Annotated in this window: 16 protein-coding genes; 4 read left to right on the top strand and 12 right to left on the bottom strand. The window is 66.0% G+C overall.

Annotation, left to right across the window (positions count from 1 at the left end; genetic code table 11):
* Positions 1–262: 262 nt before the first annotated feature.
* From glmM to AC07OZ_RS06860, 4 genes are all read right to left on the bottom strand, one after another.
* The gene (gene glmM, locus AC07OZ_RS06845; protein WP_495466392.1) at positions 263–1600 is read right to left on the bottom strand and encodes a phosphoglucosamine mutase; all 1338 of its coding nucleotides are present in this window, start codon (positions 1598–1600) and stop codon (positions 263–265) included.
* A 139-nt stretch (positions 1601–1739) separates the two neighbouring features.
* The gene (folP, locus tag AC07OZ_RS06850; RefSeq protein WP_495466393.1) at positions 1740–2588 is read right to left on the bottom strand and encodes a dihydropteroate synthase; all 849 of its coding nucleotides are present in this window, start codon (positions 2586–2588) and stop codon (positions 1740–1742) included.
* 202 nt (positions 2589–2790) lie between these two features.
* Positions 2791–4698, bottom strand: coding sequence for an ATP-dependent zinc metalloprotease FtsH (gene ftsH, locus AC07OZ_RS06855; RefSeq protein WP_495466394.1), 1908 nt, complete (start codon positions 4696–4698; stop codon positions 2791–2793).
* A 286-nt stretch (positions 4699–4984) separates the two neighbouring features.
* Positions 4985–5659, bottom strand: a complete 675-nt coding sequence (locus AC07OZ_RS06860; protein ID WP_495466495.1) for an RlmE family RNA methyltransferase — start codon at positions 5657–5659, stop codon at positions 4985–4987.
* 18 nt (positions 5660–5677) lie between these two features.
* On the opposite strand from AC07OZ_RS06860, the gene yhbY reads away from it, so the two are divergent.
* Complete coding sequence (gene yhbY / locus AC07OZ_RS06865) at positions 5678–6157, top strand: ribosome assembly RNA-binding protein YhbY (protein ID WP_495466395.1); 480 nt, start codon at positions 5678–5680, stop codon at positions 6155–6157.
* A 98-nt stretch (positions 6158–6255) separates the two neighbouring features.
* On the opposite strand, the gene AC07OZ_RS06870 is transcribed toward yhbY, so the two are convergent.
* The 5 genes from AC07OZ_RS06870 to AC07OZ_RS06890 form a co-directional block, all read right to left on the bottom strand.
* Complete coding sequence (locus tag AC07OZ_RS06870; RefSeq protein WP_495466396.1) at positions 6256–6693, bottom strand: DUF4149 domain-containing protein; 438 nt, start codon at positions 6691–6693, stop codon at positions 6256–6258.
* Positions 6694–6704: 11 nt separating this feature from the next.
* Complete coding sequence (gene greA, locus AC07OZ_RS06875; protein WP_088406621.1) at positions 6705–7184, bottom strand: transcription elongation factor GreA; 480 nt, start codon at positions 7182–7184, stop codon at positions 6705–6707.
* A gap of 84 nt (positions 7185–7268) precedes the next feature.
* Positions 7269–10535 carry a carbamoyl-phosphate synthase large subunit gene (gene carB, locus AC07OZ_RS06880; RefSeq protein ID WP_495466397.1) on the bottom strand — a complete coding sequence of 1089 codons (3267 nt, stop codon included), beginning with the start codon at positions 10533–10535 and terminating at the stop codon, positions 7269–7271.
* Between the two features lie 18 nt (positions 10536–10553).
* Positions 10554–11714, bottom strand: a complete 1161-nt coding sequence (gene carA / locus AC07OZ_RS06885) for a glutamine-hydrolyzing carbamoyl-phosphate synthase small subunit (RefSeq protein ID WP_495466398.1) — start codon at positions 11712–11714, stop codon at positions 10554–10556.
* 391 nt (positions 11715–12105) lie between these two features.
* Positions 12106–12507: a GlcG/HbpS family heme-binding protein gene (locus AC07OZ_RS06890; RefSeq protein WP_495466399.1), complete on the bottom strand. Its 402-nt coding sequence runs from the start codon at positions 12505–12507 to the stop codon at positions 12106–12108.
* Between the two features lie 105 nt (positions 12508–12612).
* Between AC07OZ_RS06890 and AC07OZ_RS06895 the strand changes: the two genes are divergently transcribed.
* A complete protein-coding gene (locus AC07OZ_RS06895) occupies positions 12613–13308 on the top strand; it encodes a Bax inhibitor-1/YccA family protein (RefSeq protein WP_495466400.1) in 696 nt (231 codons plus the stop codon).
* 91 nt (positions 13309–13399) lie between these two features.
* On the opposite strand, the gene AC07OZ_RS06900 is transcribed toward AC07OZ_RS06895, so the two are convergent.
* Together AC07OZ_RS06900 and AC07OZ_RS06905 are read right to left on the bottom strand one after the other, a co-directional pair.
* Positions 13400–13801, bottom strand: coding sequence for a hypothetical protein (locus AC07OZ_RS06900; protein WP_495466401.1), 402 nt, complete (start codon positions 13799–13801; stop codon positions 13400–13402).
* Positions 13798–13920: a hypothetical protein gene (locus AC07OZ_RS06905; protein WP_495466402.1), complete on the bottom strand. Its 123-nt coding sequence runs from the start codon at positions 13918–13920 to the stop codon at positions 13798–13800. The genes AC07OZ_RS06900 and AC07OZ_RS06905 overlap by 4 nt, the downstream gene beginning before the upstream one ends.
* A gap of 337 nt (positions 13921–14257) precedes the next feature.
* Here AC07OZ_RS06905 and AC07OZ_RS06910 point away from each other — a divergent pair, with 337 nt between their 5' ends.
* The gene (locus AC07OZ_RS06910; protein WP_495466403.1) at positions 14258–14479 is read left to right on the top strand and encodes a hypothetical protein; all 222 of its coding nucleotides are present in this window, start codon (positions 14258–14260) and stop codon (positions 14477–14479) included.
* Positions 14480–14646: 167 nt separating this feature from the next.
* Here the strand turns inward: AC07OZ_RS06910 and AC07OZ_RS06915 are convergent, their stop codons facing one another.
* Positions 14647–15936: an MFS transporter gene (locus AC07OZ_RS06915; RefSeq protein ID WP_495466404.1), complete on the bottom strand. Its 1290-nt coding sequence runs from the start codon at positions 15934–15936 to the stop codon at positions 14647–14649.
* 155 nt (positions 15937–16091) lie between these two features.
* Here AC07OZ_RS06915 and AC07OZ_RS06920 point away from each other — a divergent pair, with 155 nt between their 5' ends.
* Positions 16092–16571, top strand: a complete 480-nt coding sequence (locus AC07OZ_RS06920) for a carboxymuconolactone decarboxylase family protein (protein WP_495466405.1) — start codon at positions 16092–16094, stop codon at positions 16569–16571.
* Positions 16572–16640: the final 69 nt, after the last annotated feature.

Here is a 16640-nt window from a genome sequence, read left to right on the forward strand (position 1 = left end):
GGAGAAATCGGGCCTCTGAAAGCGTCAGACGACCATTGTCATATTCGATTCACCCCGCTGTCATCTTCGATCCCTAGCCTACCGGACGTGCGGGAATACCCTCTCGGCCCTCATGACACCGCCACGGCGGTGGCGATGAGGCGAAAGGATCAACCTGCCCAGCTCCCGAAGAGTCGCGCCTGACGCGACCCGACCAATGCAAATTGGGCCGTCGACGCTCCCGCGTCGGCGGCCCTTCTTTTTTCGCGATTTGGAAGGCGGCTCAGCCGCCGCGGATGGCGTCGGCGAGGCGTTCGGCGCAGCGCTGCGCCACCTCGGCGTCGCTGGCTTCGACCATGACCCGCAGCAGCGGCTCGGTGCCCGACTTGCGGATCAGCACGCGCCCGCGGTCGCCCAGCTCGGCCATGACTTCGGCTTCGACACGGGCCAGCGCAGGATTGCTCTTCCAATCCTGGTGGTCCGCCTGCAGGCGGACGTTGATCAGCGTCTGCGGGAACAGCGTGACGCCGTCCAGCAGGTCCGCCAGGCGGCGACCGCTGCGGCAGACCGCCTCGAGCACCAGCAGGCTGCTCACGATGCCGTCGCCGGTCGTGTGACGGTCCAGCGACAGCAGGTGGCCGGAGCCCTCCCCGCCGAGTTGCCAGCCGCGGGCGGCCAGTTCCTCGAGCACGTAGCGGTCGCCGACCTTGGCGCGGACGAATTCGACGTCCCGCTGGCGCAGCGCCAGTTCGACCGCCATGTTCGTCATCAGCGTGCCGACCGCGCCAGGAACGCGCTCGCCGCGGGCGAGCCGGTCCGCGACCATCACATAGAGCAGTTCATCGCCGTTGTAGAGCCGGCCCTCGCCGTCCACCATCTGCAGGCGGTCGGCGTCGCCGTCGAGCGCGATGCCGTAGTCGGCCTGATGCTCCTTGACTGCGGCAACCAATGCCTGGGGCGCCGTGGCGCCGACCTTGTCGTTGATGTTGTAGCCGTCGGGCTTGTTGCCGATCGTGATGATCTCGGCGCCCAGCTCATGGAACACCGACGGTGCCACCTGGTAGGCCGCACCGTGCGCCGCGTCGATCACGAGCTTCATGCCCCGCAGGCTGAGGTCGGTGCTGAAGCTGGCCTTGCAGAACTCGATGTAGCGGCCCTGGGCATCATCCAGGCGACGCGCGCGCCCCAGGCTGGCGGAATCGACCCAGACCGGCGGCTCGTCCAGCACGGCCTCGACGTCCAGCTCCCAGGCGTCGGGCAGCTTCTCACCCTTGGACGAGAAGAACTTGATGCCGTTGTCGGCGAACGGGTTGTGCGATGCCGAGATCACCACGCCGAGATGCTGGCGCAGCGCACGGGTGAGGTAGGCGACGCCGGGAGTCGGCAGCGGACCGGTCAGCAGCACGTTGACGCCGGCGGACGCGAAACCGGCTTCGAGCGCGGATTCGAGCATGTAGCCGGAGATGCGGGTGTCCTTGCCGATCAGCACGCTGGGCTTGGCATAGCTGCGCTTGAGCACGCGGCCCACCGCATGGCCCAGCCTCAACATGAAGTCTGGGGTGATGGGGGTGCGGCCCACGGTTCCGCGAATTCCGTCGGTTCCGAAATACTTCCGGCTCATTGAGGCGATCTCCTGCGACTTCTGGATCTTGAATCTGCGGATTGTCGCCGATGCCGAGGTGGTCGCTGATCGCCCGCCTTGGGGCACCCGATCAGGGGAACGCAGAAGCGCCAGTCGGGCGGGATCCGCCCGGGCCGCGTCAGCCTTGCAATGCGCCGAAGGCCTGCCAGACCTTGAGCGCGTCGACGGTCGCACCGACGTCGTGCACACGCACGACGCGCGCCCCCAACGCCACCGACGCCAGTGCCGCGCCGACGCTGGCCGGCATGCGTTCATCGACGGCCTTGCCGGTCACGGCTCCGAGCGTGGATTTGCGTGACCAGCCGATCAGCAGCGGCCGTCCTAGCACGAGCAGTTCGCGCTGGCGCCGTTGCAACTCGAGGTTCTGCTCCACCGTTTTCGCAAAGCCGTAACCCGGGTCCAAGGTGATCCGCTCGGCAGACACGCCGATCTCGATCAGATGGTTCATCCGCTCCCGCAGGAAGTCGGCGACCTCGACGACAACGTCGTCGTAGGCGGTCAGTTGCTGCATGCCTGCGGGCTGGCCACGCATGTGCATGAGGCAGATGCCGGCGCTGCCATGTTCGGCCAGGAGCCTGTCGGCGCCTTCGTCGCGCAAAGCCTGCACGTCATTGATGATGTCGACGCCCAGATCCAGCGCACGGCGCATCACCTCGGTCTTGCAGGTATCGACCGACACGGGGACGCCGAAATTCAGCGCGGCGCGCACCACCGGCTCCAGTCGCTGCCATTCTTCGTCGGCATCGAGCCGAGGCGCGCCCGGTCGGGTCGATTCGCCGCCCAGATCGAGGATGTCGACGCCCTCGCCAAGCAGTCGCTCACAGAAATTGATCGCGCTCAGCGCGTCGGCATGATGCCCGCCGTCAGAGAAGGAATCGGGCGTCACGTTGACGATGCCCATCACCAAGGGTCGCTCCGCCAGGTCGAGGTCGAAGCGCGTGGTCTGCCAGATCGAGAGAGAAGTCATGGACGGCTGAGTGTCGAGGGCGCGGCCGCGCGCTCTGCGCCAGAGGACTGCCTTGCCAGACGACGAGTATGACGCAAGCTCGAAAGGGCCAGCAATTCCGGTCGGGGTAGATCGCAAAAACAGAAGGGCCGGTCGCGAGACCGGCCCTTCGGGAATCAATCGCGCATCAGACGCCCTCGCGGGTCATCCGATGCCCTGTCGATCAGGCGGCTGCCGGGGCACTGCCCGTCGTGACCGCCGGGGTGCCACCGCTGTCCGGCTTGTTGGCCGGCGGTGTCCAGTCCTTCGGCGGACGCGGGGGGCGACCTTCCATGATGTCGTTGATCTGGTCGGCGTCGATGGTTTCCCATTCGAGCAGCGCCGTCGCCATCGCGTGCATCTTGTCCTTGTTGCCTTCGATCAGGTCCCGGGCGGTCGTGTACTGCTCGTCGATGATCCTGCGGATCTCCTGATCGACCTTGCGCATCGTCTCTTCCGACATGTTGGTCGTCTTCGTGACCGATCGGCCCAGGAAGACTTCACCCTCGTTGTCGGCGTAGACCATCGGTCCCAGTTCGTCGGTCATGCCGTAACGGGTGACCATGTCGCGGGCGATGGCCGTGGCGCGCTCGAAGTCGTTGCTGGCGCCGGTCGTCATCTGGTTCATGAAGACCTCTTCAGCGATCCGGCCGCCGAACAGCACGGAGATCGTCGACAGCATGCGGTCCTTGTCCATGCTGTAGCGGTCGCCCTCGGGCAACTGCATCGTCACGCCCAGCGCGCGGCCGCGCGGGATCACCGTCACCTTGTGGACCGGATCGGTCTTGGGCAGCAGGCGGGCCACCAGCGCGTGGCCAGCTTCGTGGTACGCGGTGTTCTTGCGCTCTTCCTCGGGCATGACCATGGACTTCCGCTCGGGGCCCATCATGATCTTGTCCTTGGCCTTCTCGAAGTCCTGCATGTCGACCACCCGGCCATTGCGGCGGGCGGCGAACAGCGCGGCTTCGTTGACCAGGTTGGCCAGATCGGCGCCCGAGAAGCCCGGGGTGCCGCGCGCCAGGATGTCGGCGCGCACGTCCTGGCCGACCGGGACCTTGCGCATGTGCACGTTCAGGATCTGTTCGCGGCCGCGCACATCGGGCAGCGTCACGTAGACCTGGCGGTCGAAACGTCCCGGACGCAGCAGCGCCGGATCCAGGATGTCCGGACGGTTGGTCGCGGCCATCACGATGACGCCGAGGTTGGTGTCGAAGCCGTCCATCTCCACCAGCATCTGGTTGAGGGTCTGCTCGCGCTCGTCGTTGCCGCCGCCCAGGCCGGCGCCGCGATGGCGGCCGACCGCGTCGATCTCATCGACGAAGATGATGCAAGGGGCGCTCTTCTTGGCCTGCTCGAACATGTCGCGCACACGGGCCGCGCCGACGCCGACGAACATTTCGACGAAATCGGAGCCGGAGATCGTGAAGAACGGGACCTTCGCCTCGCCGGCGATGGCCTTGGCCAGCAGCGTCTTGCCGGTCCCCGGAGGGCCGACCAGCAGCACGCCGCGCGGGATCCGGCCGCCGAGCTTCTGGAACTTCTGCGGGTCCTTCAGGAAGTCGACGAGCTCCTTGACCTCTTCCTTGGCCTCGTCGCATCCGGCGACGTCGGCGAAGGTCGTGGTGTTGTTGGCCTCGTCGAGCATGCGCGCCTTCGACTTGCCGAAGCTGAACGCGCCGCCCTTGCCGCCGCCCTGCATCTGGCGCATGAAGTACACCCACACGGCGATCAGCAGGAGCATCGGGCCCCAGCTGAGCAGGATGTTCATCAGCACCGAGGGTTCTTCACGGGGCTTGACGTCGAACTTGACGCCGTAGTTGATCAGGTCGCCGATCAGGCCGCGATCCAGATACGGGGCGCTCGTGCGCAGCTTGGTGCCATCGCTGGTCGTCGCCTGGATCTCGGTGCTGCCACCGGGGAACTCCTGGAGGATGACCTGCTTGACGCGTTTGGCGCGGACCTCTTCGAGGAATTCCGAATAACCGGTCTGAGTACCCTGGGTTGCGCTGCGATCGAACTGCTTGAAGACAGTGAACAGCACCAGGGCGATCACCATCCAAACAGCTACTTTCGAGAACCACTGATTGTTCACCGCGACTCCTTTGTCATTCCATCACCGCCCGCCCACGGATACAGCCTCGGGCAGCGGACTTTGACGGCATATGGGGCGGATTCTAGGCCAGTCAAGTCCCCAGACCTGATTGGCATTCCCATACACCACGATAGATATTGCCACGCGCGACATCGGCCGACCGTTCGAAGCGCCCCCGACTTTGACGCCTCATCGCGCTTTCAGTCGCCGCCAGCCGCTTTCCGGCCCATTCCGCCGCTTGTCGCCAGCCCCTTCGCAGGGGTCATCGGACCCATCCAAGCCTTGTTCAGGCCTTCTTCAGTCCGATGCCGACCAGGAAATTCTCTGCCGATCTTTCCCGGGAGGCCTTGGGCTTGGCGGTCTTCACCCGCTTGAACTGCGCACGGAAGGCATGCACGAGCTGGTCGTAACCGCTGCCATGGAACACCTTGGCAACCAGCGCGCCTTCGGGCTTCAGGTGTTGCTGGGAAAAGTCGAGCGCCAGTTCGATCAGATGCTCCATGCGCGCGGCGTCGGTGCTTTCGATGCCGGACAGGTTGGGCGCCATGTCCGAGACCACCAAGTCCACCTTCCTGCCGTCGAGCGTCGCCTCCAGCCGCGCCAGGACCTCGCTCTCGCGGAAATCGCCCTGGATGAACTCCACGCCCTCGATCGGCTCGCACTCCAGGAGGTCCAGCGCGATGATGCGCCCGTTCAGTTCACCGACCGCGGCGCCGCCGGCGCCGGCTTCCTTGGGCGCGAAACGGCGGCGCAGGTACTGGCTCCAGGCCCCCGGCGACGCGCCGAGATCGACCACCACCTGCCCGGGACGGATCAACTGGAATTCCTCGTCGATTTCCTTGAGCTTGTAGGCCGCGCGGGAGCGGTAGCCCTCTTTCTGGGCCAGTTTGACGTAGGGATCGTTGACGTGGTTGTTCAACCACGCCTTGTTCACCTTCTTGCTTTTGGTATCGACTTTCATTGCACCGATAATAAGCAGATGCCTGCTATTCAATTGACCCCTGCCCAGCGCAAGGAAAAACGCGCCGACGCTCATCACCTGGATCCCGTGGTGATGATAGGCGGCGATGGCCTGACGGCCGCCGTCACCAAGGAGGTCGACAACGCGCTGAAGTCCCACGGACTGATCAAGGTGCGCGTCATGTCCGACGACCGCGATGGCCGCGAGGCCATCCTGGCCACGTTGGCCGAAGAGCTCGACGCCGCGCCCATCCAGCACATCGGCAAGCTGCTCGTCCTGTGGCGCCCGATGCCCGAGAAGGAAAAGGCCGCCCCGAAGGACGACGCCCGTTCCGCTCCCAAGATCGTCAAGATCGTGAAGTTCTCGAAGAGCGGCAACAACCGTCCGCAGATCAAGAAGGTCACCGTGCTGGGCAACCAGCGCGTCACCCAGGGTGGTGAGGTCAAGCGCGCCAAGAAGCCGCGCCAGACCAGCGTGAAGAAAGCCAGCCAGGGCTGAACGCGACATGGAGGCGGCGACACCGCCGCTTCGGCATCAACGACAAGACGGCCCACGGGCCGTCTTTCTTTTTGCCCTCGCCGTTCGGAGACGGTCGGTCAGCGCGATGCCGCGCCGCTCACCCGCCACGCCAGCGCCAGCACGGCGAGGGTTCTCACCCCGAAGAGGACCAGCGACACCGCATGCAGCTGCAGGAAGGTCCAGGTCCCCTGCCCTTGCCGTGCTGCCTCCATCAGCGGCTGCAAGGCATAGAAGCCAGCAGCCGTGCATCCGATGGCCAGCAGGGGCAGCCAGAAATCGGGACTCATCGCCGAACCGCGGACCACGCCGTCACGGTGCAGCCGCCGCTCCATGAGGATCAGCAACACGCCGGCGGCAAGCGCCACACGGGCGTCCATCTCGAACAGCCGTGCGACGTACTTGCCAACCGCAGCCCGCTCGAGGGTCGCGAACGCGTTCGGTGCCGCCAGCAGGGCCACCGTCAGCAGTTCGCCGGCCCACAGCGACGCCAGCAGCGCGCGGATCCGCAGCAGCATCGTTCCCCGCCTCAGATGTAGCGGACGTCGACGATCTCGTAACGCTTGATGCCGCCGGGCGCCACGACTTCGGCGACATCGCCGGCTTCCTTGCCGATCAGCGCGCGCGCGATCGGGGAGCTGATCGAGATCAGACCCTGCTTCAGGTCCGCTTCGTCGTCACCGACGATCTGGTAGGTGACCTCGTTGCCGGACTCTTCCTCTTCGAGGTCGACCGTGGTGCCGAACACCACCTTGCCGCCGGCGTTCACCGACGACGGATCGATCACCTGCGCCGACGACAGCTTGCCTTCGATCTCCAGGATGCGGCCTTCGATGAAGCCCTGCTTGTCCTTGGCCGCCTCGTACTCGGCGTTTTCCGACAGGTCGCCTTGCGCGCGGGCTTCCGAGATGGCGTTGATCACGGCGTGCCGCTCGACCGTCTTCAGCCGATGCAGTTCTTCCTTGAGCTTCTCAGCGCCGCGCTTGGTCAGTGGGATCGTCGTGGCCATGTCTCTAGAACCTTGAGTAACAAAACAAACCGCCGCTGCCGCTCAGGATCGCTGAGCAGCGGCGGCGGAATGGGATGAGGCAGTTTAATGCAGTTCCGCGTGCAGTTCCTGCAGCGATTGCACCAGCAGCCCGTCCTTGTGCTTCATGCCTTCGACGGCGGCTTCGCAGCCGGCCATCGTCGTGTAGTAGGTCACCCGGTTGGCCAGCGCCGCCTGACGGATGTGGCGGCTGTCGGCAATCGCCGTGCGCGTCTCGTCGACGGTCGTGAACACCAGTTGGATGTCGCCGCCCTTGATCATGTCGACGATGTGCGGACGTCCGTCCTTGACCTTGTTGACGACACGCACCGGGATGCCGGCGGCTTCGATCGCCGCAGCCGTGCCCTTGGTCGCCACCACGCCGAAGCCCAACGCCGCCAGATCGCGCGCCAGGGCGACGGCACGATCCTTGTCGTTGTTCTTGACGGTGATCAGGACGTTGCCTTGACGCGGCAGCCGGGAGCCCGCGCCCAGTTGGCTCTTCAGCATCGCTTCGCCGAAGGTCCGGCCGGCGCCCATCACTTCGCCGGTCGACCGCATTTCCGGGCTGAGGATGGGATCCACGCCAGGGAACTTGTTGAACGGGAAGACGGCTTCCTTGACGCTGAAATACGGCGGCTGGATCTCCACCGGCGGCTTGCCGCCGGCGGCCTTCTGGTCCTTGAGCTTGACGCCGGCCATGCAGCGCGCCGCGATCTTGGCCAGCGGCTGGCTGGTCGCCTTGGACACGAACGGCACCGTGCGGGAGGCACGCGGGTTCACTTCGAGCACGTAGACCGTGTTCTCGGACAAGCCCTTGGTGACGTCGCCCTGGATCGCGAACTGCACGTTCATCAGGCCGACGACCTTCAGCGCCTTGGCCATCTCCGCCGTCTGGCGGCGCAGCTCGTCCTGCAGCTCCTTGGACAGCGTGTACGGCGGCAGCGAGCAGGCCGAGTCGCCGGAGTGGATGCCGGCGGCCTCGATGTGCTCCATGATGCCGCCCATCATCGTGTCTTCGCCGTCGCAGATGCAGTCGACGTCGACCTCGACCGCGTCCTCGAGGAAGCGGTCCAGCAGCACCGGCGACTTCTCGCTGACGCGCACGGCCTCGCGCATGTAGCGCTCGAGGTCCTTGTCGCCGTGGACGATCTCCATCGCGCGGCCGCCCAGCACGTAGCTGGGACGCACGACCAGCGGGTAGCCGATCTCGTTGGCCAGCGCGACGGCCTGGTCTTCGTTGCGCGCCGTGCGGTTGGGCGGCTGCTTCAGGCCCAGCTCATGCAGCAGCTTCTGGAAGCGCTCGCGGTCCTCGGCCATGTCGATCGAGTCCGGCGAGGTGCCGATGATCGGCACGCCGTTGGCCTCGAGGTCCAGCGCCAGCTTCAGCGGTGTCTGGCCGCCGTACTGCACGATCACGCCGACCGGCTTCTCCTTGGCCACGATCTCGAGCACGTCCTCGAGCGTCACCGGCTCGAAGTACAGGCGGTCCGAGGTGTCGTAGTCGGTCGAGACCGTCTCCGGATTGCAGTTGACCATGATGGTCTCGTAGCCGTCCTCGCGCATCGCGAGGGCCGCATGGACGCAGCAGTAGTCGAACTCGATGCCCTGGCCGATGCGGTTCGGACCGCCGCCCAGCACCATGATCTTCTTCTTGTCGGTCGGGTTGGCCTCGCACTCCTCGTCGTACGTGGAGTACATGTAGGCCGTCTGCGTCGCGAACTCGGCGGCGCAGGTGTCGACACGCTTGTAGACCGGGCGCACGTTCAGCGCGTGACGCGTCTTGCGCACCTCGTGCTGGTTGGTGCCCAGCAGCTTGGCCAGACGCTTGTCCGAGAAGCCCTTCTTCTTGAGCAGGCGCAGCTCGTCGACGCTCAGCGAGGCCAGCGTGCGGCCGGCCAGCGACAGTTCGATCTTGATCAGCTGCTCGATCTGGGCGAGGAACCACGGATCGATCTTCGTTTCCTCGAAGACCTCGTCCAGCGTCATGCCGATGCGGAAGGCATCGCCCAGGAACAGGATGCGCGACGGACCGGGTTCGCCGATCTCCTGCACGATCTCCTCGCGGTCGCTGCTGATCTCGGACAGGCCGTCGATGCCGGTCTCCAGGCCGCGCAGCGCCTTCTGGAACGATTCCTGGAAGTTGCGGCCCATGGCCATCACTTCGCCGACCGACTTCATCTGCGTCGTCAGGCGCGAGTCGGCCATCGGGAACTTCTCGAAGGCGAAACGCGGGATCTTGGTGACGACGTAGTCGATGCTCGGCTCGAACGAGGCCGGCGTGATGCCGCCGGTGATGTCGTTCTTCAGCTCGTCGAGCGTGTAGCCGACGGCCAGCTTCGCGGCGATCTTGGCGATCGGGAAGCCGGTGGCCTTCGAGGCCAGCGCCGACGAGCGCGACACGCGCGGGTTCATCTCGATCACGACCATGCGGCCATCGACCGGGTTGATCGAGAACTGCACATTCGAACCGCCGGTGTCGACGCCGATCTCGCGCAGGATCGCGATGGAGGCGTTGCGCAGCAGCTGGTATTCCTTGTCGGTCAGCGTCTGCGCGGGCGCCACCGTGATCGAGTCACCGGTGTGGATGCCCATCGGATCCAGGTTCTCGATCGAGCACACGATGATGCAGTTGTCCGCCTTGTCGCGGACCACTTCCATCTCGTATTCCTTCCAGCCGATCAGCGACTCTTCGATGAGCAGCTCGTTCGTCGGCGACAGGTCGAGGCCGCGCTTGCAGATCTCCTCGAACTCCTCCGGGTTGTAGGCGATGCCGCCGCCGGTGCCGCCCAGCGTGAAGCTGGGGCGGATCACCATCGGGAAGCCCGCGCCGCCGATCTCGGCGTGGATGCGCTTCTGCACCGACCACGCCTCTTCCAGCGAATGCGCGATGCCCGAGCGGGCAGAGCCCAGCCCGATCTTGGTCATCGCGTCCTTGAACTTCAGACGGTCCTCGGCCTTCTCGATCGCGTGCTCGTTGGCGCCGATCATCTCGACCTTGTACTTGTCCAGCACGCCGTGCTTGTGCAGGTCCAGCGCGCAGTTCAGCGCGGTCTGGCCACCCATCGTCGGCAGGATCGCGTCGGGACGCTCCTTGGCGATGATCTTCTCGACCACCTGCCAGGTGATCGGCTCGATGTAGGTGACGTCCGCGGTGTCCGGGTCCGTCATGATCGTCGCCGGGTTGCTGTTCACCAGGATGACCTTGTAGCCCTCCTCGCGCAACGCCTTGCAGGCCTGGGCGCCCGAGTAGTCGAACTCGCAGGCCTGGCCGATGATGATCGGGCCGGCGCCGATGATGAGGATGCTTTTGATGTCAGAACGCTTGGGCATGAGTCGTCTCCCTCTTCATCAGGCCTTGGACATGAGACCGATGAAGCGGTCGAACAGATACGAAATGTCGTGCGGGCCGGGGCTCGCTTCCGGGTGGCCCTGGAAGCAGAACGCGGGCTTGTCGGTGCGGGCCAGGCCCTGCAGCGTGCCGTCGAACAGGCTGACGTGCGTCGCGCGCAGGTTGGATGGCAGCGTGTCGGGATCGACCGCGAAACCGTGGTTCTGGCTGGTGATGCTAACGCGGCCATTGTCGAGGTCCTTCACCGGATGGTTCGCGCCGTGGTGGCCGAACTTCATCTTGAAGGTCTTCGCGCCGGAGGCCAGCGCCATGATCTGGTGGCCCAGGCAGATGCCGAAGGTCGGGATGCCGGCCTCGATCAGCTGCGCGGTGGCCTTGATGGCGTAGTCGCAGGGCTCCGGATCACCGGGGCCGTTGGACAGGAACACGCCGTCCGGCTCGAGGTCGAAGACCTCCGAGGCCGGCGTCTGCGCCGGCACCACCGTGATGCGGCAGCCGCGGGAGGCCAGCATGCGCAGGATGTTGCTCTTCACACCGAAGTCATAGGCGACGACGTGGAACTTCGGGGAGGTCTGCTTGCCGTAGCCCGTGCCGAGCGTCCACTCGGTCTCGGTCCAGACTTCGCGTTCCGTGCGGCTGACGACCTTCGCCAGGTCCAGGCCAGCCATGCTGGGCGCGCCCTTGGCCAGCGCGACCGCTTCGTCGATGTGCGCTTGCGTGATCTGTTCACCGGCGCCCAGCGCCAGGATGCAGCCGTTCTGGGCGCCCTTCTCGCGCAGCACGCGCGTCAGGCGGCGCGTGTCCAGATCGGCGATGGCGACGGTGCCCTCGTCCTTCAGGTACTGGCGCAGCGTGCGGCCCTTGCGGAAGTTCGAGTCGAGGACCGGCGCCTCCTTGATGATCAGGCCAGCGGCAAAGATCTTCGACGCCTCGACGTCCTCGTCATTGACGCCATAGTTGCCGATGTGCGGATACGTCAAGGTGACGATCTGGCGGCAGTAGCTGGGGTCGGTGAGGATTTCTTGGTAGCCGGTGAGCGCGGTGTTGAACACCACCTCACCAACGGTCCGGCCGGCGGCGCCGAGCGCGGAACCCTTGAAGACCGTGCCGTCTGCCAGGGCAAGAATCGCGGGGGGAGCGGAAAGCAGATCGGGCAGCACGGGAAACTCCGTTGTTGTGCGCGCGCCCGGCTCTGCTTCAGGGCCCCTGGAATCGCCGCCGGCACGCGCCATGGACGGCTGGCGCGCGGGTGCGACCGGGTCTCCTGTGAGGGAGTCGATCCGTGTGGGATCCGATGCGATCGGGGGTGAAGTGTGCGGGACGCGGTAGGTTGCGGGTAAACCTGACGAGTATAACCCGTCGGGGTATTCACGGAGAAGATTTGCGCAAACGGGTCATCAGGGAGACACGTAGCGGAGGTCCTTGACTGCCACCGTTTGAGCGCTTGGCCGCGAGGCCATGGGGCCTTGGCGTCGAGCGCCAAAACCCCAAGGCCTCCCGTCCCCGGATCACCCAGGACACACACGACCTGGGACCGAGGACTTCGTTGGTTCAACCCAGGGCGGCGATGCCGGCCTTGGCGACTTGCGCATCCTCGTTCGACTTGACGCCGCTGACGCCGACGGCGCCGACGCAGAAGCCTTCGACGATCACGGGCACGCCGCCTTCAAGCATGCCTTCCAACGGCACGCTCAGGAACGCGTTGCGGCCGTTGTTGACGATGTCCTCGTAGACCTTGGATTCGCGGCGTCCGAGAGCGGCCGTCTTGGCCTTCGCCGGCGCGATCACGGCCGACGTGGCGGCGGCGTTGTCCAGGCGTTGCAGCCACAGCAGATGGCCGCCGTCGTCGACGATGGCGATGGTCACGGGCCAGTTGTTCTTGAGGGCTTCAGCTTCCGCGGCGGCGGCGATGCGCTTGACGTCGTCCAGGGTCAGGAAGGGCTTCTGTTTCATCTGCGGCCTCGTCGGGATCATTGAAGGAAAGACGATCACTTTAACGAAGCCTTAAGACCCGTGCCTACAATCGACAGCAACTCTCACTTCATGGGGCGCACGCACATGAACGACCGCATCATCGACCTCAACACCGGCGGCTACGGCTCGTCGCTGTCCGCCGACCGCCAGCGCGTCCTGCGCAACACCTACGCGCTGCTCGCGCTCTCGCTGATCCCGACCGTGCTCGGCGCCTGGATCGGCGTCTCGACCGGCCTGCTCGCCACCCTGGGCACCGGCGCCAGCGCGATCTTGTTCTTCGTGGGCGCTTTCGGCCTGATGTTCGTCGTCGAGAAGACGAAGAACTCGGCCACCGGTGTCGTGGCGCTGCTGGGCTTCACCTTCTTCATGGGCCTGATGCTGTCGCGCCTGCTCGCCGCGATCCTCGGCTTCAAGAACGGCAGCACGCTGATCATGACCGCCTTCGGCGGCACCGCTGCGATCTTCTTCACCATGGCGTCGCTGGCCACCGTGATCAAGCGCGACCTCTCCGGCCTGTACAAGTTCCTGATCGTCGGCGCCGTGATCGCCATGATCGCCGGCATCGCCAACATCTTCCTGCAATCCACCGGCGTGCACCTGGCGCTGCTGGTCGCCGTGCTGGGCATCTTCTCGGCCTTCATGCTGGTCGACGTCAAGCGCGTCATCGACGGCGGCGAGACCAACTACATCAGCGCCACGCTGAACATCTACCTGGACCTGTACAACGTGTTCACCGCGCTGCTGCAGCTGCTGGGCATCTTCGGCGGCGACCGCGACTGATCGCCCGGCCTCCGCAAACAGAAACGCCTCGGTTCCCCGAGGCGTTTTTCATTGCGCGGCGCCAACCGCTCTTGTGTGACGCCAGTCGGGCTCAGTGCCCCGTCTTGCCCTGCGCCTTGTCCAGTTCCGGTTGCGCGTTCGGCGCCTCGCTGGCGTCGCTGGCCGCGGTCACCTCATCCGGACGGTGCGTGACGACAGGCTTGATCGCGCCGGTGCCGATGAAGCGGGCGTACTCGCTGCGCGGCATGAGCGCGCTCAGGCGGGAGTCGCCCTCCTCCCACCCCAGCGTCACGTCGTGCTCGTTGATCTCGACCTGCACGGCGCCTGGACGGATGACCATCATCGGACCGTCACCGGTGCGGTAGGTCACCTCGCCGCAGACGAAGGCGGACTGGCTCAAGGGCTGATCTTCACTGGCCTGGCGTTCGACGGAAGGATCGACCGTGGAAGCGTCGGCGGGATGCTCGGGCGGCAAAGGGGGTCGGGCGCTCATGGAAGGTCCTCCTGGGAATCGTCCCGCGCCAGTTCGTCGAGCCACTGCCACATTCGCAGCGCCAGCGCAGTGGCGGTGCAGGTGGCCAGCGTCATCAGCATGAGCATGTTGTCGTCCATGGCGGCCTCGAACCGGAGCGGAACCGGGTTGCGATGCCTGCATCCTCGCCCTGCCCGCGACGACGGCGAAGCGGCGGCCACCGCGAGGCGCTGTAGGCGCTCTCCCACATCGAGGTCAGCGGGCGAGGCAGGACTGCAAATCTGTGTGAAGTCCCGGGCGAATCACCGCCGCACCGTCAACGTCATCCGACGCACTTCCGTTGTGCCCACAAGCTGTAGGACGACGTCGGACACGGACCACCTCCCGGCGCCGACACCGCGCACCGCGCTGCACTGATGGGAAGCGACCGGCCCAGCGCCGATAGTGAAAGCAAAGGAACTCACCAGGAGAACCCAAATGAGCCTCCAGATCGCCGCCGACGCCGCTGCGTCGCAGTTCGAGATCCGCTTCGAATCCCTCTTCGACGCCGGACGCGCCATGTCCTTCCCTTGCGACCCGCAAGGCCACGTGGACCTCGACAGCCTGCCCGCCCGCGCCCGCAACAACTATCTGTTCGCCCGTGCCATGGTGGGCAAGGACTACCTGCCGCCGGCCGTCCGGGGCCGCAACAGCCACTGACCGGCGACTGACGCCTCAACCGCCTCTGGCAAGGGGTGAAGACCTCCGGCAGGCCTGCCGTTTGCACCGCTTGACTGCATCCTCCCTGTTGCCGCGTCGCACCCTCCGGGTCGGCGCGGCTTTTCTTTGCGGTATCGACAGGGTCAGCGGCAGGGTCAGCGACAGGCTCAGCGTGTGACGGCGGGGGTCGCTTCCTCGAAGCGGTCGACCGTGCGCAGCGGCTTGAACAACGCCGCCCAGGCCGCGACGACGCCAAGCGTGCACACCGCTCCCGTGACCGCCGCGGGCACCGCGCCCAGCGCGGCAGCCGCGCTGCCGGCGCGGAACTCACCCAGCTCGTTGGACGAGCCGATGAAAAGCATGTTCACGGCGTTGACGCGGCCCCGCATCTCGTCGGGGGTCGAGAACTGCACCAGCGCGCCCCGGATGTAGACGCTGACCATGTCCGCCGCACCGGCGATCGCCAACGCCGCGAACGACAGCCAGAAGGTGGTCGACAGCGAGAACACCAGGTTGGCCAGGCCGAACACCGCCACGGCGGCGAACATCGTCTTCCCGACGTGCCGGTTGAACGGACGCAGGCTCAGATACAGGCCGGCGGTGACTTCCCCCACCGCCATCGCGCTGCGCAGCGCACCCAGTCCTTCCGGACCGGCATGCAGCACTTCGTGGGCGTAGATGGGCAGCAAGGCGACGACGCCGCCCAGCAGCACCGCGAACAGGTCCAGCGAGATGGTGCCGAGGATGATGGGCCGCGAACGGATGAAGTGGATGCCGGCGCCGAAGCGCTGCCAGATGTTCCCGCCGGCGGGCGAAGGCGGCGCGGCGAAGCGCACCGGCACCGCGCCGATCAGCAGCGCGGTCCCGAGCGCGAAACAGGCCAGGCACACGAGATAGGTCAGGCCCGAGCCGCCGAAGGCATACAGGATCCCGCCCAGGAACGGACCGCCGATGCTGGCCACGCGCAGCAGCATGCTGTTGGCGGCGATCGCCTGCGCCAGTTGCTCGCGCGGCACGATCTGCGGCAGCAGGCTTTGCAGGGCCGGACCGGAGAAGGCCCGCGCGCAACCGAACAGCACCAGCACGGCATAGATCCCGGTCACGCCCGCGTGGCCGTGGCCGGACAGCCACCACAGCGCGAGGCTGCAGAAGGCGCTCACGGCCCAGCTGATCGCCAGGATCGGCTTGCGGCTGAAACGGTCGATCAGGTCGCCGGCCGGCAGCAGGAGCAGCAACATCGGGATGAACTGCGCCAGGCCGACATAGGCCAGGGCCAAGGGCTCCCGGGTCAGGTCGTAGACCTGCCAGGCCACGACGACCGCCTGGATCTGCCCGGCAAACACCGCCGCCAGGCGGCAGATCAGGAATGCCGTGAAGCCGGGATGGCGGAAGACGCTGGTCTTGGGGCCCGGCGCGGCGCCGGAGGAGGGAGAAGACGGAGTGGCAGGAGCGGTCACGGCACGAAGTGTTCAAGGCCTTCTTGGGCGGGCGCCGGCCAGTTTAGCGAGACGCTCCGCGCGCTTGGGCGCAAGGCGACGTCACAAGTGCGGAGGCTGTCCCGTCTTGTGGATACCAACCCGTCACTTTCTTCCCCCTCATCACGGAGCCCACCATGAGCCAACGTCTGAACTACATGCAGCAATCGCCCGCCGCCTTCAAGAAGCTGGTGGACCTGTCCATGACCCTGAAGGAGAGCGGCCTCGAGCACGGGCTGCAGGTGCTGGTCGAGATCCGCGCCTCGCAGCTCAACGGCTGCGCCTTCTGCCTGGACATGCATGTCAAGCAGGCCGTCATCGGCGGGGAGCGGCCGCTGCGCCTGCACCACGTCGCGATCTGGCGCGAGTCGCCGCTGTTCTCCGCCCGTGAACGCGCCGCGCTGCTCTGGACCGAGACGCTCACGCGCATCCCGGAAGCCGGCGTCTCCGACGCGGTCTATGCGGAAGTCCGCGAGCAGTTCGACGACAAGGCCCTGTCCGACCTCACCTGGCTGGTGTCGTCGATCAACGCCTGGAACCGCCTCAACGTCGCGTTCCAGAGCGTTCCGGGCTCGCAGGACAAGGCCTTCGGATTGGACAAGGCCGGCCTCGCCTGACCTCACTTGGTGGGTGTGACCCACTTCGATTTGTCAGTCAAAACACACCGGCAACAGACACGAGCCATT

The sequence above is a fragment of the Roseateles sp. GW821-FHT09G03 genome, assembly GCF_059416045.1.